Genomic DNA, 26,751 nt, shown 5'->3' on the forward strand with positions numbered 1-26,751 from the left:
ATGATTACTATTTATAAAGTAATAAATAATAAAATAAGACTTAACTAAAATTAAAACTTAATTTATATCTTTTAATTTAACTTAAAGTGAATTTAATACCTTGACACTCAATAATAAAATAAAAAAGCTAGAAATAGCTATTCCGGCAAAATTACCGGAACAGTATTTAAATTATTTTTTGAAAAATAAAAACTTATTTAGCTTGAATTGTTGCGCTATCGACTAATTCCATTTCTTCACTATTGAGTAATTTTTCAATATCTACAAGAATAAGCATTCTTTCATCTAAAGTACCTAAACCTGTTAAATATTCAGTAGACATTGTGACTGCAAACTCTGGTGCAGGGCAGATTTGCTCTGGCTTTAGCGTAAGAACATCAGAAACGCCATCAACAACAATTCCCACAATTCGATTTAATAAGTTAACCACAATAACAACAGTATTGTCATTATAAGTCACACTTTCTTGTGAAAATTTAATACGCAGATCAACTATCGGAACAATAACGCCCCTTAAATTAGTTACACCTTTAATAAAGCTAGGTGAATTAGCAATACGTGTAACTTGATCATATCCACGAATTTCTTGAACCTTTAAAATATCAATTCCATATTCTTCATCGCCCAGCGTAAAAATTAGAAATCCTTGTCCAACAGTTTCACCGGATAATTTCTCGAAATGTTCCGAAGCCATAATCTTATTTTATCCTCACTATTAAATGACTGCGCTTGCAGTTGTATTCTTTTTCTTATTCGTCATTTGTGTATGACTTAAACGTTGCAATTCTGGTACATCAAGAATTAAAGCCACACTACCGTCGCCCATAATTGTTGCTGCAGATATACCAGGAACTTTTCGGTAATTGCTTTCTATATTTTTAACAACAACTTGATGCTGACCAACTAATTGATCTACCAATAAAGCATAACGACGTCCGGCACTTTGAACAATAACCGCAATTGCTTGGGTAATATCAGTTTGAGCACCTTCAATATTAAAAGTACGATGCAGTTCAATCAGTGGTAAATATTCCCCTCTGACCTGCAATAATTTCTCATCACCCGCCAATGGATAAATATCATCTTCTTCCGGTTGTAAAGAACTGACTACCGTACCTAATGGTAAAATAAAGACTTCGTCATGAACTTTAACAGACATACCATCTAAAATTGCTAATGTCAGTGGAAGTAAAATACGAATGCGCGTTCCTTTACCAACTTCAAAACTGATTTGAATTTGACCGCCCATCTCCTGGATATTTCGTTTTACAACATCCATACCCACCCCACGACCAGAAACATCCGTTACGACTTCTGCGGTAGAGAAACCCGGTGCAAAAATCAGCATAGCAACTTCTTCGTTGCTCATATTTTCAGAAACTGCAAGGCCTGAGGAAATCGCTTTTTTCAAAATACGTTCGCGGTTTAGTCCAGCACCATCATCAGTCACTTCAATACAAATATTACCGCCTTGATGTTCCGCAGACAGGGTTAATTGTCCTACTTCCGGTTTACCCACCGCAACACGATCAGCTGGCATTTCAATACCATGATCAAGACTGTTACGCACTAAGTGAGTTAAAGGATCGATAATTTTTTCAATTAAGCTTTTATCAAGTTCTGTTGAGCTACCAATCATGTTTAGCTCAACTTTCTTATTCATTTTACCTGCAACATCACGCACAACTCGAGGGAAGCGACTGAAAACATATTCCATCGGCATCATACGAATTGACATAACAGATTCTTGTAAATCACGAGAATTACGCTGCAACTGAGCAATACAACTGAGTAAATCACTATATATTGCAGGCTCAAGACTACCACTGTGCTGTGCTAACATTGATTGTGTAATAACCAACTCACCCACTAAGTTGATTAATTGGTCAACTTTTTCAACGGCAACACGAATACTGCTTGATTCCGTTTTTGGTGCAACCGCTGCAACAGGTCTTTTCGCTGGTGCTGGCGATACCACGGGTGCTTTAGTCGGTTCTGCCGATGGCGTCACTTTGTCAGCAATTGTTTTTTGTACAGGCGCAGGTTGCTCAACGTGGCTTTCAACATGAACATCATCAACAGATGTTGTACTTTCTTCTGTAACTGTGTTTTTTTCTGATGCTTTTTCTGCAACAGCCACTTTTTTAAACGAGATCTGTTCAGGTTCAATCACAAAACAAAGTACAGCGCTGATATCTTCTTCTGTTGCCGTGGTTTTTAATATTGCTTCAAGGCCATGATGCTGTTTTTCAACTTGGCTAACTTCACCAAGGTGCTTTAATTCATCAAGCATTAAATCAATATCTGTCTCTTTAAGATCAGACAAAATAATATGATGGTAATAATGTCCATCAGCCGCCATTGTCGATGCGACTTCGACCATGGTTTCTACGGCTTCATCTTGCACACTTTCAGCGTCAGATGATAAAACAGGCGTTTCAATCATTGTGGCTTGTGAGTCTGAAGCTTCAGATCCAGCAATAGCCTCAACGTGAGGAGCGGATTGTTCTTCTTTTACATCGAGAGCCAGCTGACGCAACTTCTCACAAATATAGTTAAATGTTTCCTCATCAGGTTCTTGTGAGTTTTTATGTGCATCCAATTGCTGTTGCATAATATCTTTCGCTTCCAGAAACAGGTTAATAATGTCGTCGGTGAGCGCCATCTCATGACGTCTTGCACTATCGAGCAAGTTTTCAAGCACATGAGTGGTCTGTTGAAGTTTAACGAAGCCAAATGTTGCAGCTCCTCCTTTTATGGAGTGTGCACTACGGAAAATCGCATTCATCTGTTCTTGATCCGGATTTGCAGGATCAAGTAACAGCAAATGCTGTTCCATATCAGCTAACAACTCATCTGCTTCATCAAAAAATGTTTGATAAAACTCAGTAATATCCATCGTTACTCATTCACCTTTACGCGATTACTCACAAATTAGGGGGCTGTTCCCTGCTTTGTCGTAATATTTGTCGATTGTGATGGCAAACTTTCCCCAGAAACTCCTGTTTCAACATTTTCCTTTTTTGATTCGGGAAGCTCAGATACAGAAGACACAGACGACCTCGTCTGTGTGTTTCCTGCTTTTTCTTGTGGGGTCTCTTGCCCTGAAAGTAGAGGTTCTATTTCTGAAGCCTCTTTTACTGTCGGTGCAACCCGCTCATTTTCTTGTACAATTTTTTGTTCTGCTTGCTTAGTTAAGACCAGAATACTGATCCGTCGGTTTGCAGGGGCAAAACCATCCTCTTTAACTAAATGAACCGTTGATGCCATACCCACAACACGCAACACTTTCCATTCATCTAAGCCAGCACCAATTAACTCTCGACGAGAGGCATTCGCGCGATCTGTTGATAGCTCCCAGTTACTATATTTAAAAGCGCCACTTGCATAAGGAATGTCATCAGTATGACCCGATAAACTGATTTTGTATGGCGTGTCATTCAAAATAGGTGCTATTGCCGTCAAAATATCCTTCATATAAGGTTCAACGGTAGCACTCCCGACTCTAAACATCGGTCGATTTGCTTTATCGATAATTTGAATGCGCAAACCATCATCCATCATGTCGATCAATAAGTGAGGCTTCAGATCTTTTAATCTAGGATCATTTAAAATGACTTGTTCTAAATTTTCTTTTAATCGGCGGAATTGTTGCTTTTCATTAAGCTGCTTGTCTTCCTGACCTTTAGGCAAAACGTCACCTTCGTTATAGACAGGATCACGCCCTCCACCAGGAATAGGATTGGTTGCATCACCACTAAAGCGCCCTTTTTCAATCGCCACTTTTAGTGGTGTCCGAAAATATTCTGCTACTCGAGTTAATTCTTGTGGGCTCGCAATTGAAAGTAACCACATCACGAGAAAGAAAGCCATCATTGCAGTCATAAAGTCAGCATAAGCTATCTTCCATGCACCACCATGAGTGTTATGTTGTTTTCTCCCTCGTTTTTTAACTCGAATGATTTGTGAATTACTCTTCATAATTACTCTTCTTTCATTGCATCAGGATTTGCCTGCATCGGTGTCCGTACCTGACGTACATGTTCTTCCAATTCAATAAAAGAAGGTCTGTCTGCCAGAAAGAGGGTTTTACGTCCAAATTCAACAGCTATCTGTGGCGCATATCCATTCATGCTAGATAACAACGTCGTTTTGATACACTCCATCATTTTCATTTGTTGACTAGAACGCTGTCTAAGTCGAGATGCTAATGGCGAAATAAAACCATAAGCTAATAATATACCTAAGAAAGTCCCTACCATTGCATGCCCAATTAAGGCGCCCATTTCACCGGCAGGTCTATCTGCAGCACCTAACGCATTTACAACGCCCATCACCGCAGCAACAATACCAAATGCGGGTAATGAATCCCCCATTGTAGATAACCCTGTTGCAGGAACTTCACTCTCTTCCTCAAAAGTCGCAATCTCTTCATCCATCAGAGATTCTATTTCATAAGGATTCATGTTCCCTGTCACCATCAGACGCATATAGTCCGTAATAAAACTGAGCATATAAACATCTTTCATAATGCGAGGATATTGGGAAAAAATATCGCTTTGTTGTGGGTTTTCGATATCTCTCTCTAATGCCAGCATCCCGTTTTGACGGGCTTTTGACAACAAACGAAACATGAGTGCCATTAAATCCATGTACATCGCTTTATTGTAATTTGTACTACGAAGTAATTTAGGTAGGATCTTCATTGTTGAGACAATTGCTCTACCATTATTACCAACAATAAAAGCACCGATGCCGGCACCAAAGATGATTAAAAATTCGGCGGGTTGATATAATGCGCCTAAACTACCTCCGACGAGGGTATACCCTCCGAGGACAGCACAAATCACCACGATATATCCTAAGAGTACTAACACGCGATATCCCTTTAGCTAATTTCGTTATAGAGAGAATGGCGAACATAGCAGCAAGAGATTGGAGGGGGAGAGGAAACGGCTCAGGTTATAGATAACTAAGCTCTATAACCTGATATTTAACTTTCAATCTCGAATCACATTGCAAACTGTTCAAGACCATCCAACAGTTGTAAGTTAATATCGGCAGGATTGGCGGAAAGTTTACGTTTTTTTATTGCGCGAGAAGGTGGCTGGCAAAGACTACAAACATAATTGCTAGCTGGCTGGTGTGCGTGTGTAATAAATGAACCATTACATTTGGTACAAACGGAAAGTTGCAACATGCCACTTTCAACAAAGCGTACTAATGTCCATGCTCTTGTTAGTGCTAAAATAGGTTCTTGATCTTTAACAGGCGGACATTGCTCTAAGTATAAACGATAAGCTTTGACAACAGCCTCAACGCCAACACAACCGCCATTTTTTAATAAAAAGCGATAAGCGTTATAAAACATTGAGGAATGGATATTTTGTTCCCATGTCATAAACCAATCCGTTGAAAATGGCAGCATTCCTTTTGGTGGGGGGCTCCCTCTTAATTCTTTGTATAATTTAATTAAACGCCCCCGACTTAATTGAGTTTCACTTTCAAGCATTTGCAAGCGGGCACCCAAGGTGATTAATTCCATTGCCAAGCGAATATCTTTCGCTTCTCGGACGATACTTTTCTCACTCATTGTTATGCCCGTTTCTTTGTCGCAGTAGTATCTTGTTCCGATAGCTGACGAAACAAGTTAGAAGAAAGAAGAATGCCAGTATGAATTTGTTGTAAATCATCCACTCTAGATTCTTTAGTGAGTTGTTCTATTGTTTCGCTGTCTTCAAACCGGAAATTACAGATTAGTTGGTTTGTTTCAGCCAACTTAACCAATTGGGGCAATGTAAGCTCTGCCAGTGCATCCGCCATAGCGTCACTAATCCCAAGCCGAAACATTGCGGAAGCCTTTTCTTGGTTAATTAACCTTTGCGCTAAAAGCAAATACGATAAATTTATGTCATAAATATGCTTAAGCAATTCAACCGTACTCATCTCTTTACATCCCGTCCGATTATATTGAACAAAGAGGATCTCCCTAATGAAAGATCCCGAGGAAATTAATATAAATGTAATATTAAATTTCCAGGCCCCATTTTATGAACATGACGCGTAGTAACACTACCTTGTATTACTTAGTTACGGTCATTTTCAAAAGTAGCGAAAAAAACATTTAAATTAAAAGTAAACTTTAAATGCTCGCCAATATAGCTCGTTAAGAATAATCCTAACGCGACAACTTTACTCCTTAACGATTAAGTTATTCAACGGATAAAGTAGTCTAATTTAAATACTATGTGAGTCACATCACAAAAAGATAATCATTATTATGGAATTAGTTCATTAACTATTCAAGTGATAAAAGTAATAAAACTCGGTGTAAATTAATAAGCTAATCTACCTAAATTAAAATATTAATGATAATTTTTTATTTTATACGATCTATTAAACTTATAAACCTAAAAATACAGCATAAAAATTTGACAAATCCACAATTAGAGATTTTTTTGATCACAGTAACATATATTGATATATCTCCTCCTCATCTTTATCTAAACAAGCGTCCCAAATTTAATAAATATTTCTATAGATATTATTTTTTTCAACATTTACGTAAACCTTCATAAATGATCACTTTTTATTTACAATTTGTTTAAAAAACAACCTATTCTAATTATTTATAGTTATCCTAAATTTTTTTATTACTTTATGATTAAAATTATCCTTTAAAATCAAAGTGATAATTTAATGCATTTATTAAGCAGGACGATAAGTCATATAAAATTAAATTCTTAGCTATGCATCTTCCCCCTTAAATCATTGAATATTTATTTCCACACTATTAAAGTTTCAATTGTAACAATACAGTTTAACTAATGCTTATTAAGTGCTATTTAACACTTAAATTACAGAACTCTTAATAAGAGTTTTATTGTCTGTAAATTAGTCACAAAGAAATAATATCCACATATAAGTAAGTTTTATTTATGAATCAAGGTGTATTTTATGAGCAATTGAAATTTAAAATTGCCACATATTTAATATGAAAACAAAAGAATGTTTATTATTTAATTAAATTAAAAACCCCCTGTAATTTAATTATCAATTCAAAATGGAATATAAAAACAATACAGCATTTAACTTAAGTTAAATTTAAAAAAACAAGTATTTTTTTATAAAATAAAGTCAAAACTTATTAATATAAAAAATAAAATTAAAACTCTCTTATTTTCCACTGTATATAAATATATATTAATCAATATAACCTACAATTAATTAAGAATATAAAAGACAGTAAGAAAACATAAAGAAAAAAGATAGATTTACGAATCATGCTTTATATAACCACACCTCTTTTGTTATAAAAAAAGACATTTTTTGAAATATAAATTTCAATTTCATAAAAAAAAGATCCCAAGACCTCCAATATAAAGTAATTAATTCATAAAATAATAAGACAGAATATAAATTCTGTTTTTCTTGTTATCAGCATTATCTCTACACAATAAATGGCGGTAATGTAAAATATGACAATCTGAAGTTAACACTTGTACATATCAACTTTTTCAATGTAAAGACAGAAAAACGAATATGATCAAAATAACACCTCATTGATCATTCCATTAGCATTAGTGCGAACTAAAAAATATCAAATGTTACCCTTTGACCCTCAGACAGCCCCTAACAGCAATTTGTTTTACTCTTACAAATGATGAGTATTGTTTCACTTTTTCTCTTATCATGCGATTAGCCCTTTTTTTCCAACCTAGTTAGCACAAGTCTCGAGGCATTACAGAACCAAAAGTGCTGACTTCGTAACAATACTATTACTTAACAAAAGTTGATGTTGACAGGCTTGGGAGAGTATAAAGATTTAAATATCGGTATATCTTTACTTAACGCGTTAAAATATATCTCTAAATATTCCTCTATTCTAACCGCTAATTTGGCTCATTTTATTACCCTTTTTATGAGTAATTCTGAGTTTAAAAAGACTTTTCCTCTCTATCAAAACCTAATAAAAATATTGATGTATCTAAATAATCAAGACTTATATCTCATTTATTAGATTAGTCTTAAAAAACAATAACAGTGCTGAGTATTCTATCCCCCAAAAGTGTTCTAATTTTTTTGGAAAAGGAAGATTTTGAAAAATATTGTAACCATATTTTTCAAAAGTAATAATTGAGATTATTCATGGTGTGAATGCAAATACTTTGTGTATTGCTTTCAGTTCTATTGAAATGAGTGACTTCGTTTTTTAGTAAGCAAAGATGAAATGATTGTTCCCCTTTTATACTCGTAATTTTTTAAATGAGTGTTCCTCTTATACTTGGCTTTATCTTTTTGGGTTAATCGAAAAAGGTCAGCACCATGATTATCCTTTATATATATATTTTCACGGAAAAAACTAATGATACATCTATTTCATACTAAGATAATTCTCCTTCTGTAATAAGTAAGATTTACATCCTTGACAAAGTTATAAACAATATAATTTTGAAATTATTATTTTATTGAATGGAAAGAGTGGTGTGGTTTTTCTAATCTTATTATAAGATTACTTATTGGTATCATTTTTTCTACATCGTCTTTACAAAAAAATCTACAATTTTTCAAAAGATTTTCATTCATCAATGATTAGTGATTGCAAACAACATACCACAACGATTCATCAGCTTTACTGTAGCGGTTTAAACTCACCATTTTCCTGAATTCTTCCCCATTTTTAGAGAGTCTAATTTAGTTAAATTAAAAACATTACTCAAAAAATCACACTTAAATTAAATTCGATAGAAAATATTGATAAAATTTTCGCCAAATACATTGAAATAATTTGAGAGTACAATTTAGGTATTAAAAAAAACCCAATATAATCAATGGAAAACATCGATTTTTACCCAAAATTCTATACTGCATTAAGCCCCTTAATAACGACTTTTTGTCCTACAATACTCCTAAGTACCTCATTTAATAAGTAAACCATGGGTAGCAATCGCTTACTTGATTTTAGCTTTTCCTATTTATTAAAAACAAAATAAACAGAGATAAATCAAATCAGTCTAAAATGCGCAATTAATAAAGATGAGAAATCACGTCAAATATATCCAAGCGTTGTTCAACATTTTTCATTCATAACTCATTATATACGGGTTAACCACAATACAAATAATTGTACATTAATCAATTTAGGTAAAAATGTTTGTTTTTATTAAAACGAAAATGAATATATTCCAGCCTATTGCGTATTTTAATTAGTTTTTTTGAATACACTTTTCTCATTTTTATTCCATAAAGTAATAGTTACAAAAATAATAATTACACAAATAAAATACTTTGTTTCTATATGTTAGTAGTAATACGTAATAAATGACTAAGATCTCATTATTTTCATCAGGAAAGTGAGTTTTAGAATTAAGTATATGTTGACGCTCTAAATAATTTGAGGTTTGGATAGACAAATGTGAATAACTTACTAAAAACATACAAAAACATGTAACGAGTGCGAATAAACATAATTAATCGCATAACAGCTTGAAATATGACAGATCTATTACTTACAAGTTACAAATTTATATTCTTTATAACCTTTATTTAGGTTCATATTTCTTTTTGAAATAACTTTGTATCTAGTCTCTATATGACAAAAAAAGCGCCCTATATTGAATATAGGACGCCTCGATTAGAAAGACATTATCTTAAAAAGATCCGTTAAGCAGGATGCTCGGCCGCTATCTTCCAATTAATTGCACTGACACTCTTTTCTAAACTGACTCTGCAAACAATTGCTTCTATCTCTTTTTGCTCGACAGGTGTTGCAAGTAATTCGGCACAAACTTCCAACTGGCTAGGCATCAATGTATCAGCACTGCTCAAAGACTGTAATCGAACATGTAATCCATTTATTGCTTGTAAAATGAGTGTTCTAACTAAAACTTCATCTTCTTCATGGCAAATAATTCGTATTGAGTAGCGCTGCTCAATATCTATTGCTTGATGTTGTGGCTGAGCGTTTATCCGCTGAGCGGCTTCTCGTAGTAAAATATTTGCACAAAGGATCAGAAGTGTTGCTATGGTCGCCAATTGGTATAAACCTAAACCACATAACACACCAATTCCTGCAGAACACCAAAGCGTTGCGGCTGTATTAAGTCCACGTATATTCATTCCTTCGCGCATGATCACCCCAGCACCAAGAAATCCAATGCCTGAAACAACTTGAGCCGCGATCCGACCTGGGCTATCTGGCGAAGTTTCTATTGAACTTAAAATAAAAACAGCCGCTCCGGTTGCAACTAAAGCATTTGTTCTTAAACCAGCCATTCTTTGTCGCCATTGACGTTCAGCACCAATCAAAGCACCAAGGCACATTGCAATCACGAGATTTAAAATATAAGGCGTCATCGTCATGTTTATTTCCTCTACATGATGATTTAAATCGATATGAAAATTTTGCTCTGATAGTTCAGAGTGTTGAAATTAATTCATCGCCTTAGGTGGAGGAAATAAAGAGAAAAAAATGTAGCACATGAAGTTACCCTTCTTGTTTTAGCTGCATAAGGGAAATCATTTGGGTAAGTGCATAATAGGAATATATAAGAAAGGAATATTACAATGCACTGCCCACCAAAATGGCAAGCAGTTTTAGTGAAGAAAACAGCTTACCTATTATTTTGAATAAAATTATTCTCGGTTAGTCGGTTTATCATTAACCTACAACTTTGTGTATCCAAGGTGTTTTCTCCTAACTAAAATTTGGTAAAAGTATAAGTAGCTGATTTAAAAATGTAAATGAACAGTATCTAAACGCCAGTCATTTTTGCTGTATTGGTCTAACAAATGTACCTTCACCGCCCTCTTTTTCATTAAAAAACCAAATTCCTTTTGGATATTCAGGGAGTGATACTAAATACATTATACCTTCATTAAATTCTTCGATAAGTAGGATAGTTCCTTCACGATCATCAATACCATCTGTTTTCACAACAACGTTATCATTAACCTGCATTTTCTCTCCTGATAAATATTATCATTCTCTTTTTCTTTATTTTACCCATAAAGAAAAAGCCTGCCACCATAAGGTGACAGGCTTGAAGAAAATTTTTAAAAGGCTTTAAATTACAGAGCTGTTACGTTAGCAGCTGCTGGACCTTTTGCACCGTTTTCAATTGTGAATTCTACGTTCTGACCTTCAGCCAGAGTTTTGAAACCGTTACCTTGAATGGCAGAAAAGTGAACGAATACGTCTTTGCTTCCGTCTGCTGGAGTAATAAAACCAAAGCCTTTAGACTCGTTGAACCACTTAACTTGACCTTTCATTTTGTCAGACATGTGACTTTCCTATATATCAATAAAACGTTGCCTTCTCGGCATCTACTGGCCTGAACTACCTATAACTTATGGGCACACATGAAGAAAACGGTCAAAAAGCGATGCTGTTTAAAACTCATTAACTTAGAATGTCAATCATAAATCAGGTCTGTATTGAGGCCTTACTCATTAACGCATGAGACAAGTTTAATAGCAATAGTTTTATGCGTCTAAAGATTAAAAAAATGCGAATTGCACATTAAAAATACAATTCTTCCTCTATTTTTATCACTGTGTATAAAATTTATTTGATATTTTATCTCTATTATTAACAACAGCTAAGAATATTCTTAATGGCCTAGCAATAACAGTTAATGTCAGAATTTAAAAAAACTGTTCTACCCGCTTATCTTGTCCCCGTGATAATCTAGTAATAAGAAACAAGTTTGCAACATTCATCTCTTAAGGTGTTTACAATGAATGTATTAAAAGAAATCTTAGAGCGTGATTTAGACCGGATCAATAAAGCAGAAAAAAGAGACGGAAAACCACATTTCAATAGCCAGTTTTTAAAAAATCATATCTGGTTATGTATCAGCATGGTTCTCTCTTATGTTTTACTCGCTGCGTTATTAATTTATTCACCTTATTTTGGTGTTATCTCTCTCGTTCTCTTTACTGTGATGTTCTTAGTTATGGCGGGTATCTTGTTATTTGATATAAAACCTATCTATAAATTTGAAGATATTGGTGTTCTCGATTTGAGAGTTTGCTATAACGGTGAATGGTATACCTTTGAAAAACTCTCTGATGAAGCCCTAAATGAGATCCACCAGCACCCAACAATATCTCAACAAATAAAAGAAGACATTCGCGAGATTATAAGTAAAAAGCAAGAAATTCACTTTTACGATGTTTATTTGATGGCATTTGATCCCGTTCAACAATCAATTTCAGCATCACAATTATCCCCCCAAGCGTAATTTATTCTCCGTGTTACAGACAAAAACACGGAGAATAACTTCTATTATTTAGCCACTTTGTCGATAAACCAACCAAACAGATATTTAATCCACTTTTAACGTTGACACTCTGATATATCATCGCTATTATTCGCCTCGTTCTCACGAGAACTCGCTTCCTCCATAGTTCAGTCGGTAGAACGGCGGACTGTTAATCCGTATGTCACTGGTTCAAGTCCAGTTGGAGGAGCCAAATTTAGAAAAGCCCGCGCTATTACAGTGCGGGCTTTTTACTTTCTGAGATTTCACCTATAAATCAGCCACCTAAATCCAATCTGGATCGTTGTCTTAATTGATTAATAGATAGCTAATTTATATCTAGCAAGATAAATACTTAACCTGCTATTCCAACAATTTCGTGTTTTAGGTGTTTTTTATACGCTTCAACATCTTGTTCAATTTGCGGTTGTTTCACCACATCAAACATTCCGAAGGTTTTTAATCCTTCCATACCCAAAAATTGGTTCGCTTTATGGAATGGGAAATAGACAGCATCAATACCTTTTCCTTCAAAGAACTGTTCTTGTTCTTCAAAAGATTCAAACGGCGCATTCCAAGTTACAGAGAGAAGATACTTTTTACCTTGTAATAATCCACCAGAACCATATTTTTTCGCAGGATCTTTTCGTGTACGACCATCATCAATATACATTTTGCCGTATCCAGCACTAAAGACATCATCAATGTATTTTTTTAAGATCCAAGGCCCTTCCATCCACCATGCTGGCATTTGATAAATGATGACATCGGCCCATAAGTATTTATCAACTTCTTCGTCATGAGCATAACCATCATCAATACGTGTTGATTTCACATTTATCTGATACGAAGACAATAATTCCGTGGCAACTTGCGTTAAATGGTCGTTGAGCTTCCCTTCAGAACCATCAAACTCCTTTGCCGCATTAATAATAAAGACATTAGTCACTGATAAACTCCTTTGCATACACATAGTTAATAAGCTGACTGTAACGCAATTATCTATTACTTCCTTAACTCATTTATCCATTATTCTTGCCTAATAATCCAAAGATACCTTTTCTGAACCCGATACTTTTAGTCGTTGAATATCTTTTAAAGGCGATAACCCAAATAATCGCTGATATTCACGACTAAATTGTGATGGGCTTTCATAGCCCACAATAAATGCCGCTTCAGAAACGTCACTCATTTCTATCAGCATCATCCTTCTCGCCTCATTCAGTCGTAACCATTTTTGATATTGCAACGGCGTCATGCCCGTTCGATTTTTAAAATGAAAATGAAATGAAGAGGTGCTCATACCCACTAACGTTGTGAGATCTTCAATCCGAATTGTTTCGCGATAATGTTGTTTAATCCAATCAAGAGCATGACTAATTTGCCGACACTGAGGATGTTGCGATGCTAATAGTTGCTGACGTGCGCCATCATTTGATCGTAATAAGTAATAAAGGATCTCTTTTTGGATCAAAGGAGCAATAAAAGGTGCATCTTCTGGTGTATCTATTAGTTTTATAAGCCTTGTTACTGCTTGTAAGATTGGCGCGGTTGCTTGAACAATTTGTTGAGCTCTGATCTCATTATTTTCTTGTAGTAATTCAAACTTATTTTCAGCTAGCAACTCAGGTAATAGAGCGAGGTTTAATTTTAGCAATATTGCTAAAAAAGGCGTTTCTTTGGAAGCTTCACAAACTTTAGCAAAGGTAGGTATTTCTGATGATGTTAGAAGCATGTTCATAGGACGATAGCAATTTGTCTCTAGCCCTATCGTGATCTGCTTTGCACCTTGCGCAGCAATAGCTAAACTCGGTTCATACATCCAACCTTCTGACTCTGTAATAGAAGTATACCGACACAATGCTAAACCAGAAACAGCGGTATCCCATCCCCCTTCTTTATCTTTTGTATATAGAAGAAGTGTTTTTTTAAATTGCTCAAACTCTAATACCATCGGTGCTGATAAATTCGTAGTATCCATCGTCCCTGGATCTTCAGTTAGTCTTTAAATTTGTCAGATTGTATTACTAAATAGTATGAAAAACTTTGTTTTAAAAAAACGTCTTATCTTTTCTTTCCAATATAAGACTCATTTCATCGAGTAGAAATGTGATTTTAAATATTAATCCCACTTATAACCATTTATTTTTTATACATTTTTGTCAAAAAAGAAACAATCTGATGCACTCTTGAGCAAACAGTTATTTTTTTCATTTTTTTACTTTACAAGGTGAGCGAGGATAGCTATTATTCGCCTCGTTCTCACGAGAACTCGCTTCCTCCATAGTTCAGTCGGTAGAACGGCGGACTGTTAATCCGTATGTCACTGGTTCAAGTCCAGTTGGAGGAGCCAAATTTAGAAAAGCCCGCACTGTCATAGTGCGGGCTTTTTGCTTTCTACTCATCAGCTATTTTGACTCCTCTATTTTCTTATTTGTTTTCTTGGTATCTCTCTTCATCTTATACATCTGCGGTTTCAATTCTGCATTAACCCAAAATCATTCATAAAAGAACACCTTTTTATAAGATCACTTCAATCAACACTGTTCCTCTGACTATTTTTTAAACTCAAAACCACCTTATTTGATTTAAAAACCATAAATTAGTTATTTTTTAACCACTTAAACTATTATTTCACTTTTTTTACTTTACAAAGTTCACTGCCCTCGCTATTATCCGTCTCGTTCTCACGAGAACTCGCTTCCTCCATAGTTCAGTCGGTAGAACGGCGGACTGTTAATCCGTATGTCACTGGTTCAAGTCCAGTTGGAGGAGCCAAATTTAGAAAAGCCTGCGCTATGATAGTGCAGGCTTTTTGCTTTCCAGCTTCTCTATTATCAATCCCTTTCTTATTTTTCTATCCTTTTTATTTTTCAGATCTCAGCGTTGTTCCAAATACGTTATCTCTTTATTTTTTATCTTTATTTACAGTCTTCTGTGTGTAAAAAACAGCCTGTTAAAAATGTTTATCACCTCATTATTGGAATATCTGTTTTAGAAGTACGCAATATGTTGTTTATCTATGCACTTAAACAAATATCGACGATTGTCCTTTGACATATCAAATCACCCACTATATGATACACGCCACTTAATGATGTTCCTCCATAGTTCAGTCGGTAGAACGGCGGACTGTTAATCCGTATGTCACTGGTTCGAGTCCAGTTGGAGGAGCCATTTCCATTTGTGTCACCCTCGTAACCTTTTGATTTTATTCTCTGTTTCACCTTACACAAATCCAAAAACATAATAAAAAAATGCGATTAAATGGTAGCTATTTAATCGTTTTCGTATTAGCATTCGTTTCCGGCTTGACTATCTAGTCCAATCCAATCCTTGATCTTTCGATTTTCCTAAGACACACGGAGCCGGTATATGACCACTGCACAACCTATCACCCTCACTATTCGCCGTCCTGATGATTGGCATGTTCACTTTCGTGATGATGACATGCTAAAAACTGTTGTTCCTTATACCAGTCGCTATTTTGGCAGAGCTATTGTCATGCCAAACCTTGTTCCACCTGTTACCACGATTGAAGCTGCTCGCACTTACCGCGATCGCATCAAAGCAGCTATTCCTGCCGGAGATAACTTCGAACCGTTAATGACTTGCTATTTAACAGATAGCACACAGCCTTCAGAAGTCGAACAAGGTTTCTTACAAGGTGTTTTTACTGCTTGTAAACTTTATCCTGCGAATGCAACAACTAACTCAAGTCATGGTGTATCCGATATCACAAAGATTTATCCTATCTTAAGTGTGATGGAAAAAATTGGTATGCCATTGCTGATCCACGGCGAAGTAACCGCTTCAAGTATTGATATTTTTGATAGAGAAGCACGTTTCATTGATAGCGTTATGTCTCCTGTACGCAAGCAATTTCCTGAGCTAAAGATTGTTTTTGAACACATTACAACTAAAGAAGCCGCTCAGTATGTATTAGAAGGAAATGAATTTCTCGGTGCCACTATTACTCCGCAACATTTAATGTTTAACCGCAATCATATGTTGGTGGGTGGTGTTAAACCTCACCTATATTGCTTACCTATTCTTAAACGCAACGTTCACCAAGACGCGCTAAGAGAAGCTGTTGCATCAGGAAATTCTCGCTTTTTCTTAGGTACAGATTCTGCACCTCACTTACAACACCGCAAAGAATCATCTTGTGGTTGTGCAGGGGTCTTTAATGCACCAACTGCACTGGCAGCCTATGCAACCGTATTTAAAGAACTCAATGCATTACAACACTTTGAAGCTTTCTGTTCTCTAAATGGCCCCCGTTTTTATGGTTTACCTGTTAATGAAGGAACCATCACATTAACTGAAAAAACGGTTGAGGCTCCAGCACAAATCCTTTGTGGTAATGAAGCACTTATTCCTTTCTTAGCAAATGAAAATATTCATTGGGATATCACTGTCGATTAATCCTTCCCCTTGATATTTATCTAAAATGCACCATATAACATTTGTTCGACTGTTAATGGTGCATTATTCTTTTATCAGCGCCAGCACACATTTTTTTGTTATAACAAAAATTTATCTTTGTAATCACGATAAATCTCGTATACTGAAAAGTAACCACTTTGTGTGGGAGCTTCTCTCTTAGTCAAAACCGGTTGTATGATTAGGAGGTATTATGAGTAGAAAAAATGAAGTTATTCAGACACATCCTGTTGTAGGCTGGGACATCAGTACCGTTGACATCTACGATGCCATGATGTTGCGTTTACATTATCTTCCTGAAAACGAACATCATCCAGAAAACGCAGTTGTAGATAAGACACTTTGGCTCACAACAGACATAGCTAAACAGTTGATTCATATTCTTCAAGCAGGTATTGATAAAATTGAGTCATCTGAAGATTCTGTTACAGACAACACCAAGCATTAATGAAAAGATCTAGAAAAGATAGCGAACGCAAAGCAGGAGTACTTGGTACTCCTGTTCTCATTTTATCTTTCTATAATTCACTATCACATATTGTTTATATCCATATACAAATAATTAGTTATATTAATAAATTAACTTCCATTTAATGGGAAAGTAATCATAACATTTTTATTCGATATATCTTCAAGAAAAGAACATATAAGCCGAATTGACATAAAATAAGATTATCTTTATTTTAATAAATTAAAACGGCTATAAACAAGGAAGTTATTTGTGAAAGTATTAATTATTGATGAATGTTTTTTTACTCGTAACGGTATAAAGCATTATTTTTCGAAGAGAAATGTAAGACATGAAATAATTGATATGCCATCTATACAAGAAGCCAATAATTATATTAGTCACTCAATGCCAGATATTATATTTATTGATCTCACAAAGTATTGTCGTGAAATAGCACTCTGCCCACATTTGCAACTTTTTTTCATTTCAACAAGAAGCTGTCGGCTTTATCTTTATATTGATGCTAACTATCCAGACAAAGAAAGACCTATCGCATTGACAAACAACTGTTTTATCCTTCCCAAAAAGATACTTCCTTGGGTACTTGAAAAGACATCTTTGTTCACATCTCGGTGCCAAGTTTTCTTTCCAACTTATAAACATTCATTATGTTCTATTTTTAGTTTACAAGAACAAAAAATTATTAATTATTGGATGAGTGAAATACCTAATCATCAAATTGCCAAAAAACTGTCCATTAGTAGTAGCACCGTATATTCACATAAAAGACATATTACCGAAAAGATTAATGTTAAAAATAGAATTGAATTATTTTTCATCTATAATATTTTAAAATACATATATGATAAATAATCTTATTATATTTCAATAAAAATAAACAGAAGAAAAAAGGAGTCCAATTCCCATTATTACTCACTGTAAATGAGGTGGCTAATATGCGTGTTGTCCACCTTAAATTTATTATAATATTATGTATGTAGGGTACATGTGATATTAAAATAATTAAACGAATATAGCTTTATCTTATAAAAAATAAAGTAAAACTGATTTGTCGTACAATCACTTCACTCTTCTTTAAATAGAGAGTGAAGTGATTATTTAAAATACCAAATTGATAATTAAGCAATACGTTCAATCTTAGCAGGTAAACCTTGACGAACAGATGCACCAGATACCCAATCTAACCATGTATTAGTGATTTGACGTGTTGGATCGGCAAACCCTAAATCATTAAGGTTGATACCACTGCCAATGCCTTTATCCATCGGTAATGGTTGTTCATCTAAGTAATGCTGACGAGAGCCTAACTCTTGATGCCCATATCCATGTTCAATCGCTAAAACGCCAGGCATTACACCATCGAGTAAGCTAATCTCAGCTTCAACTTGTCCGCCCGGTGTAACAATACGAACTTTATCACCATGATTAACGCCCCATTTTTTACCATCTTGAGGGTTAATTGCGACTAAGTTACTCGGTTTTACCATTCTTAAACGCTGGATCATGCCTGTTGAACTACTCACTACATGAGACTTAAAGGACATTAATTTTAATGGCCACTGCTCTTCCGGATAGTGCTGATGAATATCACTACCATCCGATAAACGTGGTGGATAATAAGTCGGACAACCACTATAACGTTCACCGGTTATTGCATGATGGTTTTTCGCGACTTCTTCATTCCAAATCTGTAATGGTTTTTTCCATTGTGGCCCAGTCTCATCACCATTCCATGCTTTTTCATAAGGTGCAAAACGACCACCTCGTGTATAGATATAAGCAACTTGTCGGACTTCTTCATTTTTTAACGTTGATGTTATCGCTGGTAAAATACGGTCTACACCACTCAATAAAATATCTTCATTGGTTGCTGGTGCAACTGGTTTCTCACCCATAAACGCCATATTAGCGGCAACACGTAAATAGTAATCTTCTGCACTATTGATTGGATAAAAGTTACCATCCATATCTTCAATTGCTTTATCACCAAAGCCCGGTAAGTCTAAAGTTTTCGCAACAGCAATACAGAATGTTTCCATTGAAATTGGCTGACCATCAGCTGTTTTTGCAACACGAGGTTCAACAATCGGCCAGCGTGCTGTACTTGCTTTAGTTTGAACACCAGACCAAGGCGCACTAAATCCCCAACTCTCAAAGTTATGCGTATCAGGAACGATATAATCTGCCAACGCGGTTGTTTCATTCATAAAAGCATCAATGCCAATAATCAAAGGTAAATGCTTCGGATCTTTCAAGCGCTCTTCCATCACTTGGCGAATACCTGCAATCCCATAAATAGGGTTGGTCATATTCGTTATCCATGCTTTTAATGAATAAGGATAACCTGCTAATGCAGAGCCTAGCTGCTCAGTTAATTGTCCAGCAGCAAACGGATACCAAGGTGCTTTGGCTGGATATGGGGATTCCCCTTTCTCTACACGCTCACGGTATTCATCAGATTTCTCATAGGCGGCTTTACTGCGTGATAACACCATGCCTTTTGGTTTAACTTTACCTTTAAAGCTATCCATTTTGTAACATGGGCCATCAGTTGCACCATTAAACTTACCGCCCCCAACAGATACCCCACCTTTAAGGTTTAAGTTACCTATTAGCGCATTAAGCATAATCACGCTCCATGCAGTATAGAAACCATTACCGCCCATCATACCGCCATGAGAGATAACTGCGGCTTTTCGGCCATAAGCGGTAAATTCACGGCCTAATGCAGCAATTGTTGTTTCTGGCACTTTACAACGTTGACTATATTCTACCAGTGTCATACGTTTAGCCGCTTCATCAAGTAATTGGAAACTTGATTTAACCGTAACAGTGACACCCGTTTTTAATGTCACCGTATGCGTAGCAAATAATTGTGCTTTATCAACTTGGGTTGATGGAACTAATTCACCCTCAAGTGATAAAACTAAGGTTTGCTCTTCCCCTTCTGCAACATCATTAAAATGTGCCGTTGTCAGCATTTGCCCTGACAGAGGATGCTTTTCATCACTGATCACAAGGTGAGTCGCATTCGTCCAGCTCTTCTCACCCACATTTTTCATTGAAACTTCACTTGGCACGGACAGATATTCTGCATTGTAGCGATTGTTTTCAATGATCCAGCGGATCATTCCCATCACTAAAGCTGCATCCGTTCCTGGTTGAACAGGAACCCAATGCCCATGATCGTTAGCTAATGTCGTTGTTAAAGGTAAAGCTGGCGCAACAACCACATAATTGAACGAATCACGAATTCGTGCGTTAGCTAACTGACGACCTTGGCGCTTAAATGGGTTACCTGATTGTGCGGGTGATGTACCTAAAAACAGCGCAAATTCAACGTGATCCCAGTCAGGCTTAACGTGGGCGTTTTTATCTAAATCGTTCATTAACGCACCAGAACCCGCACGGTACGCTAATCCACAATAAGAGCCATGAGCACCAAAGTTTTTACTGCCAAATGCATTTTGAGCAAAGCGACGAATAAACGTGTCACGTCCATCATCACCCGCGTTTGTCATTAATAATTGGTTAGCTTTAGGGCCTAAAGCTGGTTGCGTTGGATCGATCAAAGTCTCTAAATCACGAATAGCACGTAAACCATCAACATGACCTTCACCAAAAAGATCGCCGCCTTCAACAATTTCTTGGATCAACTGCTCAAAACTGATGCGTTTCCATTTACCTTCACCGCGTTTACCCACGCGTTTCATCGGCTCAAGAATACGTGTTGGGCTATCAAGGCTTTCCATCATGGTTGCACCACGAGCACAAGCCGTAGAGCGGTTTTCTAAACCACTTTCGCCACCCATTTTTTCAAATGCTTCTTTAATTGGCATGTTATAGCCAAAATGATGATCATGAGAAAGTGGATGGTAAGGATTACCCGCAATGCGTAAAACTTTATTATTTGCTCTATCAACGCGAGCACGAACGCCACATTGTGTCCAGCAACCAAAACATTGCGTCATACAAACAGATTGATCTGTATTCGCTTGCCATTTTGCGTCTTTTACAACTTTACCTTCAGGTAATAAAGAGTTTCCATTGATCCTATCAAGTGTCACTTTGCCTGATGTGCCATCAACTAAACCATCTATGGCACGTTTAGCAACATCACGGTAGCTGGCAGCAAATGCGGCAATACCACCGATAACTAATCCACCTTTAAGCCATTGACGTCTTGTAAACTTAGCCATGCTGCACTCTCCTGACAACCCAACGAATACTTTCTCTAAATAAAATGGTTAACGCTATCCACAACCCAAATGTACCGACAATTGCCATCAGTCCATCGTTACCTAGCGTAAACTCATAAGGATTTGTAATTATGTTATATTTTGGAATGTATTGAGCACCCATCAACATTAACCAACGTAATACCCACGCAAGTCCCATTGATACAAATGCCATGATGGTAATAAACACAACCGAACGAGCTTGTTTTGCCATCAAAAGTCCCATCGCGACAGAGATAACCCATAGTGCGATAACGCCCATGGCACTCCACCAGCCAAGACTTCCCATTGCTAATTGCGCTCTAATTGCTTGACCTGAAATCGTATCGCCAGCAACCCAAAAACCCGTACATCCTGCTAATAACATCAGTGAACTCACAAACCACATTGCTAATTCACGTTGATGTACAGGTTCACGACGTGTTCCTAATGCGAGTAATGTCGGTAGTACTTGCATTGCACTAAAGAACAGCAGTATGGGTAACCAATAGGTATACAACACAGGTCTTGCTTTTAAGATAGATGCTTCACGACCTGTATATAACAGCAAACCAATTGCAGTTAATGAGCAAGCTAATGCAACCCAACGCGTTAATTTGTATTCACGCGTCCATACTAAGCGAACGACCATTGCAGCAAAGTAAAGCATGCTAAATGCTGAGAATAACGGCAGTAACAGTGACCCCCATGCCATCCACGACCACGGTGTTGGATAAGCATAGAAATGCCACACACGCGCTGTTTGGTGTAAATCTGCCGTTAAAGCAAGAGGTGCCGTAATACCGGCTGTTACTGCAATAAATACAGCAACTGCTTCTAAACGTTGATTACCTGCACAGCCTTTCCAGCACTGCCAACACGCATAAAGCGTTGCACTACAAGCAATACCGATAAAAAAGAAATATTGCACAGCCCAAGGTAACCAAAAATATTCTTGAGGGATCGCGATGACTTCTTGAATTTGAGAAACTTGCGGGATCATGAGTGAACCTCCTGCTGCCATAATGCGGGTTGTCCTTGACCTGCTAACGGTTGTACAAATGCATCATCGAGGCCGAGATAGAAAACTTGTGGTAATGTGCCACTTTCTGGTTTTAATACTTTCAGCTCTTTTTCATGTGTACGCAGCATTTTGCTGATAGTGCTATTAGGATCTTTCATATCGCCGATAATACGAGCACCACCGACACAAGATTCAACGCACGCAGGCAGTAATCCAACTTCGAGGCGATGTGCACAGAAAGTACATTTATCTGCTGTTTGTGTTGAGTGATTAATAAAACGGGCATCATAAGGACAGGCTTGAACACAATAAGCACAGCCAACACAACGTTCATTATCAACGACGACAATGCCGTCTTTACGTTGGAAGGTCGCTTGAACAGGGCAAACTGGCACACAAGGTGGTTCATCACAATGGTTACATAATCTAGGCAGTAAGACGTTGGTTATCCCCTCTTGCCCCTTGATAGCAACCTGATATTGGTTTACTGTCGTCCTAAATTGTCCTTGAGGCGTCTGATTTTCAATATTACAGCTTACTGTACAGGACTGGCATCCTACACAACGGCGTAAATCAATCAGCATTCCGTAGCGTTTATCTTCCGAGCCCTCACGACGCTCAGGTGATAATTTAATGCCGGCTTCAGCTAAGGGAACCAGTGAAGCACCCGCAGTAAGGACCCCTAATTGTTGTAAAAATTTTCGTTTTCCAAGATCCATATTTGTCTCCAGCATCACTCAATAACACAATCTCACTATGAGTGAAGGAAATAGAAATTAAAAAGTATGTGTTTTGTTATAAGTGCATTGTAAAAATTACTGAAGACGACACCTATTGTGGTTTACCACATACCAAGTGTGAACTTGATCCAAAACAATATTTAACATTAGATATTTATGACGATAAAACAGACAATTGGGATAAGAAACGCAGTAAACATCGGGTTATTACTGCTCTTTTTTGTATTTTCGCTACACGCCACAGCAAAAGAGTGGACAATCGGCGTTTTAGCACTACGTGGTGATGCATCCACTCAAAGACATTGGCATCCGCTTGTTGACTCCTTAAATGAACAATTTCCGTCAGAAAGCTTTACGCTAATGCCGTTAAATCTGGAGGAGATGAAGTTAGCGGTTGCGAATAAAAATGTTGATTTTTTACTCACAAATCCTGCGCAATTTGTTCAATTAGATAATGCATTTCCATTACGTTGGTTGCTCTCCTTACGCTCTGGCTATGAGCCTGATAACACAACACGAAATGTCATTGGTAGCCTAATTCTTGTCCGTAACGACAGTCCGATTACTTCTGCCCATGAATTAATCGGGAAACGCGTTGGTGCCATCGCACCTGATGCCTTTGGCGGCTATCTTTTAGGTTACAAAGCGCTACGAGAGGAAGGTATTGATCCTGATAAAGATTTCACATTACGTTTCACTGGTTTTCCGGCTGATGCTTTACTTTATCTCTTACGAGATAAAGATATTAATGCTGCAATTGTTCCCGTCTGTTTACTGGAAAATATGGATAGTGAAGGACTTATTCGTAAAAGTGATTACCGCCCTGTAATTTCCTATCAAACCAGTACGCCTTGTTTAACCAGTACACCGCTCTACCCTAATTGGTCATTTGCCGCACTAGATACCGTTCCTGATGAACTTGTCGATAAAGTCACGCGCGTTTTACTCACCGATGACAGTAAACCGATGAAATGGGGAGCCCCTGCTTCACATACACAAGTTGAAAATCTATTAAGGGAAGTCAACCAACATCCTCGACAAAGGCAGCTTTGGCAAGATGCGCAAAGTTGGGCGATACAGCACCAATTTATTATTGGACTCTCATTGGCCGCTATCCTTTTTCTCATCCTAAACCAAGTCTGGGTCAGCTATTTAGTTAGGCGTCGTAGTCGTCAACTGGAACACGCTCACAATCGATTAAGGCAGCAAAAGGAAGAATTAGAACACGCCCAACGCTTAAATATATTGGGAGAAATGGCATCAGGGTTTGCTCATGAACTTAATCAGCCACTTTCTGCCATTAAAAGCTATGCACAAGGGAGCGTTATTCGCCTTAAAAAAGAGAATGAATCGCACCCATTATTACCTGCATTGCAACAAATAGATAAGCAGGCACAACGCGGTGCTGATATCATAAGAAATCTACGTTTATGGGTTGGAAAACAAACACCTAATACGGATACAATTTTACTTTCTCATCAAAATATTGCGGAGTGTATCCAACATGTCTGGAAGCTTTTACGCGTAGAAGATAAATACCCACAGGTTTCACTGATCACCCATATTGATGAACATGATACCCTGTGTTTACCCGAAACATTATTAGAGCAAATTTTATCGAATTTAATCACCAACAGTCTCCAAGCAGGCGCTAACGTGCTAAAAATTAGCACCCATAAGGCCCCTGATAGGTTACTTATTGTCATTGAAGATGATGCAGGTGGAATGAGCCACAGCCAACTTGAACAACCCTTTTCCCCATTCCAAACAACAAAAACGGAAGGACTTGGATTAGGTTTAGTGATTTGCCAACGTTTATTGCTTTCTCAAGGTGCTGATATTCATATTGAAAACCAAAAAAATGAACAAAATAAAGTTGGAATAAAAATCACACTTATTTTCCCTAACAAAAATAAATAACGGAGAAAAAATGCCAACAATTCATCTTGTTGATGATGATCTTGCTGTCACTGATGCTTGTCAGTTTTTATTAGAAAGCTTAGGTTATTCAGCTCATGTCTGGAATGATAGCGAGTTCTTTATCAACAATGTCAATCTCTATCAGCAAGGTGTTGTATTGTTAGATATGAGAATGCCAAAGCCCGATGGCAGACAAGTCCACCAGCATTTAATTGATAAGCACAGCACTCTTTCGGTGATTTTTTTAACGGGTCATGGCGATATCCCCATGGCGGTTGAAGAGATCAAAAAAGGCGCTATCGACTTTCTACAAAAACCCGTTGATAGCAATGCGTTGTTATCTGCTTTAGATGCGGCATTTCTTGAAACCAATATGCGTTTTACCGCACATGATATTCGTCGCCGTTATGCTTCATTAACGCCAAGAGAAAAAGACATTGCTTATTATGTTATTCAAGGATTAATGAACCGAGAAATTGCAGAAGTTGCTTGTGTTTCAATAAGAACCGTCGAAGTTCATCGAGCAAAAGTGATGGATAAAATGGCAGCTAAAAATATCGCCGAATTGGTGACTGCATTACAAGGCATCGAAATAATTTCACCTAATTTATGACAAAATTTCTTATCTGCGCTAAAAAGTGTCACAATATAAGATATTCATTGGAAAAATAGTAAATAGATAGGCTTATGATAAAGTCACCTCCATTTAAAAAATCATTTTTGCAGCCTAAATATTGGCTGACTTGGTTCGGGATTGGATTACTCTATATTCTGGTTCTCCTTCCTTATCCTGTCATTTATTGGCTAGGTACACGCCTAGGTCGTTTTTCGAAGGTTTTTTTAAAAAAACGCGTCCAAATAGCAGAACGTAATCTTGAGCTCTGTTTTCCACAGATGCCGAAAAGTGAGCGAGAAGCCTTAGTTAATAAAAATTTTGAATCTGTTGGTATGGGATTATTCGAAACTGGCATGGCTTGGTTTTGGCCTGAATGGCGTGTAAAACGTTGGTTTAAAGTCAGTGGACTTGAAAATATCTCAATGGTTCAAGAAAAAGGACAAGGTGTTTTGCTTATTGGCATCCATTTTCTGACACTTGAACTGGGTGCTCGGATTTTTGGTATTTATAACCCTGGCGTCGGTGTTTACCGCCCCAACGATAACCCCGTTATGGACTGGCTACAAACATGGGGTCGATTACGCTCTAATAAATTTATGATCGACAGAAAAGATGTCAAAGGCATGATCCGTGCTTTAAAAGCAGGTGAAATTATTTGGTATGCACCTGATCATGATTATGGCCCACGTAAAAGTGTTTTTGTGCCATTGTTTGCGGTTGATAAAGCGGCAACAACAACGGGAACGTATATTCTGGCAAAAACCAGCAATCCTGCATTAATTCCATTTACCCCAAAACGCTTACCAGAAGGCAAGGGGTATGAGTTAATTATCTCACCCCCTGTTGCTGATTTTCCTGTTGATAATGATGAAAATACCGCTAAAGCGATGAATAAAGTGGTTGAACAAGAGATTTTACGTGCGCCTGACCAATATATGTGGTTGCATCGTCGATTTAAAACTCGCCCAGAAGGTGACGCTTCTTTATATAACGAAATAAAGAAAGTACACTAATCACAAAGTGGCTGTTTTATTCCCAAACAGCCACTTTGTA

Annotated in this window: 21 protein-coding genes and 4 tRNA genes; 11 read left to right on the forward strand and 14 right to left on the reverse strand. The window is 36.9% G+C overall.

Annotation, left to right across the window (positions count from 1 at the left end; genetic code table 11):
* Positions 1 to 193: 193 nt before the first annotated feature.
* The 9 genes from cheW to cspE all read right to left on the reverse strand — a co-directional run bounded on the left by cheW (position 194) and on the right by cspE (position 11,283).
* Complete coding sequence (gene cheW, locus B6258_RS13995) at positions 194 to 694, reverse strand: chemotaxis protein CheW (protein WP_023581802.1); 501 nt, start codon at positions 692 to 694, stop codon at positions 194 to 196.
* A gap of 21 nt (positions 695 to 715) precedes the next feature.
* Positions 716 to 2,899, reverse strand: coding sequence for a chemotaxis protein CheA (gene cheA / locus B6258_RS14000; protein WP_099075781.1), 2,184 nt, complete (start codon positions 2,897 to 2,899; stop codon positions 716 to 718).
* A gap of 35 nt (positions 2,900 to 2,934) precedes the next feature.
* On the reverse strand, positions 2,935 to 3,981 hold the full coding sequence (gene motB / locus B6258_RS14005; RefSeq protein WP_099075782.1) for a flagellar motor protein MotB: 1,047 nt from the start codon (positions 3,979 to 3,981) through the stop codon (positions 2,935 to 2,937).
* Between the two features lie 2 nt (positions 3,982 to 3,983).
* Positions 3,984 to 4,877 carry a flagellar motor stator protein MotA gene (gene motA, locus B6258_RS14010; RefSeq protein ID WP_099075783.1) on the reverse strand — a complete coding sequence of 298 codons (894 nt, stop codon included), beginning with the start codon at positions 4,875 to 4,877 and terminating at the stop codon, positions 3,984 to 3,986.
* A 134-nt stretch (positions 4,878 to 5,011) separates the two neighbouring features.
* A complete protein-coding gene (gene flhC, locus B6258_RS14015) occupies positions 5,012 to 5,593 on the reverse strand; it encodes a flagellar transcriptional regulator FlhC (protein WP_006533207.1) in 582 nt (193 codons plus the stop codon).
* A 2-nt stretch (positions 5,594 to 5,595) separates the two neighbouring features.
* The gene (flhD, locus tag B6258_RS14020; protein WP_072063484.1) at positions 5,596 to 5,946 is read right to left on the reverse strand and encodes a flagellar transcriptional regulator FlhD; all 351 of its coding nucleotides are present in this window, start codon (positions 5,944 to 5,946) and stop codon (positions 5,596 to 5,598) included.
* Positions 5,947 to 9,663: 3,717 nt separating this feature from the next.
* Positions 9,664 to 10,362 (reverse strand): MgtC family protein, encoded by a 699-nt coding sequence (locus tag B6258_RS14025; protein WP_072068540.1) that lies wholly within the window; start codon positions 10,360 to 10,362, stop codon positions 9,664 to 9,666.
* Positions 10,363 to 10,765: 403 nt separating this feature from the next.
* Positions 10,766 to 10,960 carry a protein DsrB gene (gene dsrB / locus B6258_RS14030; protein WP_099075784.1) on the reverse strand — a complete coding sequence of 65 codons (195 nt, stop codon included), beginning with the start codon at positions 10,958 to 10,960 and terminating at the stop codon, positions 10,766 to 10,768.
* A gap of 110 nt (positions 10,961 to 11,070) precedes the next feature.
* Positions 11,071 to 11,283, reverse strand: a complete 213-nt coding sequence (cspE, locus tag B6258_RS14035) for a transcription antiterminator/RNA stability regulator CspE (RefSeq protein ID WP_004243573.1) — start codon at positions 11,281 to 11,283, stop codon at positions 11,071 to 11,073.
* Positions 11,284 to 11,738: 455 nt separating this feature from the next.
* Between cspE and B6258_RS14040 the strand changes: the two genes are divergently transcribed.
* Positions 11,739 to 12,245 carry a YlaC family protein gene (locus B6258_RS14040; protein WP_099075785.1) on the forward strand — a complete coding sequence of 169 codons (507 nt, stop codon included), beginning with the start codon at positions 11,739 to 11,741 and terminating at the stop codon, positions 12,243 to 12,245.
* 156 nt (positions 12,246 to 12,401) lie between these two features.
* Positions 12,402 to 12,477: transfer RNA gene (locus B6258_RS14045), tRNA-Asn, on the forward strand.
* Between the two features lie 141 nt (positions 12,478 to 12,618).
* On the opposite strand, the gene B6258_RS14050 is transcribed toward B6258_RS14045, so the two are convergent.
* Together B6258_RS14050 and B6258_RS14055 are read right to left on the reverse strand one after the other, a co-directional pair.
* A complete protein-coding gene (locus B6258_RS14050; RefSeq protein ID WP_099075786.1) occupies positions 12,619 to 13,212 on the reverse strand; it encodes an NAD(P)H-dependent oxidoreductase in 594 nt (197 codons plus the stop codon).
* Positions 13,213 to 13,302: 90 nt separating this feature from the next.
* Complete coding sequence (locus B6258_RS14055; protein WP_240531595.1) at positions 13,303 to 14,244, reverse strand: AraC family transcriptional regulator; 942 nt, start codon at positions 14,242 to 14,244, stop codon at positions 13,303 to 13,305.
* Positions 14,245 to 14,540: 296 nt separating this feature from the next.
* Here B6258_RS14055 and B6258_RS14060 point away from each other — a divergent pair.
* From B6258_RS14060 to B6258_RS14085, 6 genes are all read left to right on the forward strand, one after another.
* Positions 14,541 to 14,616: transfer RNA gene (locus B6258_RS14060), tRNA-Asn, on the forward strand.
* A 349-nt stretch (positions 14,617 to 14,965) separates the two neighbouring features.
* Positions 14,966 to 15,041 (forward strand) — tRNA-Asn (locus B6258_RS14065).
* Positions 15,042 to 15,364: 323 nt separating this feature from the next.
* Positions 15,365 to 15,440, forward strand: a tRNA-Asn gene (locus tag B6258_RS14070).
* A 198-nt stretch (positions 15,441 to 15,638) separates the two neighbouring features.
* Entirely contained in the window at positions 15,639 to 16,691 is a 1,053-nt protein-coding gene (gene pyrC / locus B6258_RS14075; RefSeq protein WP_099075787.1) for a dihydroorotase, read from the forward strand.
* Between the two features lie 211 nt (positions 16,692 to 16,902).
* The gene (bssS, locus tag B6258_RS14080; protein ID WP_023581791.1) at positions 16,903 to 17,157 is read left to right on the forward strand and encodes a biofilm formation regulator BssS; all 255 of its coding nucleotides are present in this window, start codon (positions 16,903 to 16,905) and stop codon (positions 17,155 to 17,157) included.
* Positions 17,158 to 17,430: 273 nt separating this feature from the next.
* The gene (locus B6258_RS14085) at positions 17,431 to 18,033 is read left to right on the forward strand and encodes a response regulator transcription factor (protein WP_099075788.1); all 603 of its coding nucleotides are present in this window, start codon (positions 17,431 to 17,433) and stop codon (positions 18,031 to 18,033) included.
* 266 nt (positions 18,034 to 18,299) lie between these two features.
* Here B6258_RS14085 and ttrA read toward each other — a convergent pair whose 3' ends face one another.
* The 3 genes from ttrA to ttrB are packed head-to-tail and all read right to left on the reverse strand — an operon-like array spanning position 18,300 to position 23,141.
* Positions 18,300 to 21,380 carry a tetrathionate reductase subunit TtrA gene (gene ttrA, locus B6258_RS14090; protein ID WP_099075789.1) on the reverse strand — a complete coding sequence of 1,027 codons (3,081 nt, stop codon included), beginning with the start codon at positions 21,378 to 21,380 and terminating at the stop codon, positions 18,300 to 18,302.
* Positions 21,373 to 22,401 (reverse strand): tetrathionate reductase subunit TtrC, encoded by a 1,029-nt coding sequence (ttrC, locus tag B6258_RS14095; RefSeq protein WP_099075790.1) that lies wholly within the window; start codon positions 22,399 to 22,401, stop codon positions 21,373 to 21,375. The genes ttrA and ttrC overlap by 8 nt, the downstream gene beginning before the upstream one ends.
* Positions 22,398 to 23,141 carry a tetrathionate reductase subunit TtrB gene (ttrB, locus tag B6258_RS14100; protein WP_072068548.1) on the reverse strand — a complete coding sequence of 248 codons (744 nt, stop codon included), beginning with the start codon at positions 23,139 to 23,141 and terminating at the stop codon, positions 22,398 to 22,400. Before ttrB ends, ttrC begins: the two co-directional genes overlap by 4 nt.
* A gap of 177 nt (positions 23,142 to 23,318) precedes the next feature.
* Here ttrB and ttrS point away from each other — a divergent pair, with 177 nt between their 5' ends.
* From ttrS to B6258_RS14115, 3 genes are all read left to right on the forward strand, one after another.
* Positions 23,319 to 25,082, forward strand: coding sequence for a tetrathionate respiration histidine kinase TtrS (gene ttrS, locus B6258_RS14105; protein WP_099075791.1), 1,764 nt, complete (start codon positions 23,319 to 23,321; stop codon positions 25,080 to 25,082).
* Positions 25,083 to 25,092: 10 nt separating this feature from the next.
* Positions 25,093 to 25,695, forward strand: coding sequence for a tetrathionate respiration response regulator TtrR (gene ttrR, locus B6258_RS14110; protein ID WP_099075792.1), 603 nt, complete (start codon positions 25,093 to 25,095; stop codon positions 25,693 to 25,695).
* Between the two features lie 74 nt (positions 25,696 to 25,769).
* A complete protein-coding gene (locus B6258_RS14115) occupies positions 25,770 to 26,711 on the forward strand; it encodes a Kdo(2)-lipid IV(A) acyltransferase (protein WP_099075793.1) in 942 nt (313 codons plus the stop codon).
* Positions 26,712 to 26,751 lie beyond the last annotated feature (40 nt).

The organism is Proteus alimentorum, assembly GCF_002607735.1.
Taxonomy (GTDB): Bacteria; Pseudomonadota; Gammaproteobacteria; order Enterobacterales; family Enterobacteriaceae; genus Proteus; species Proteus alimentorum.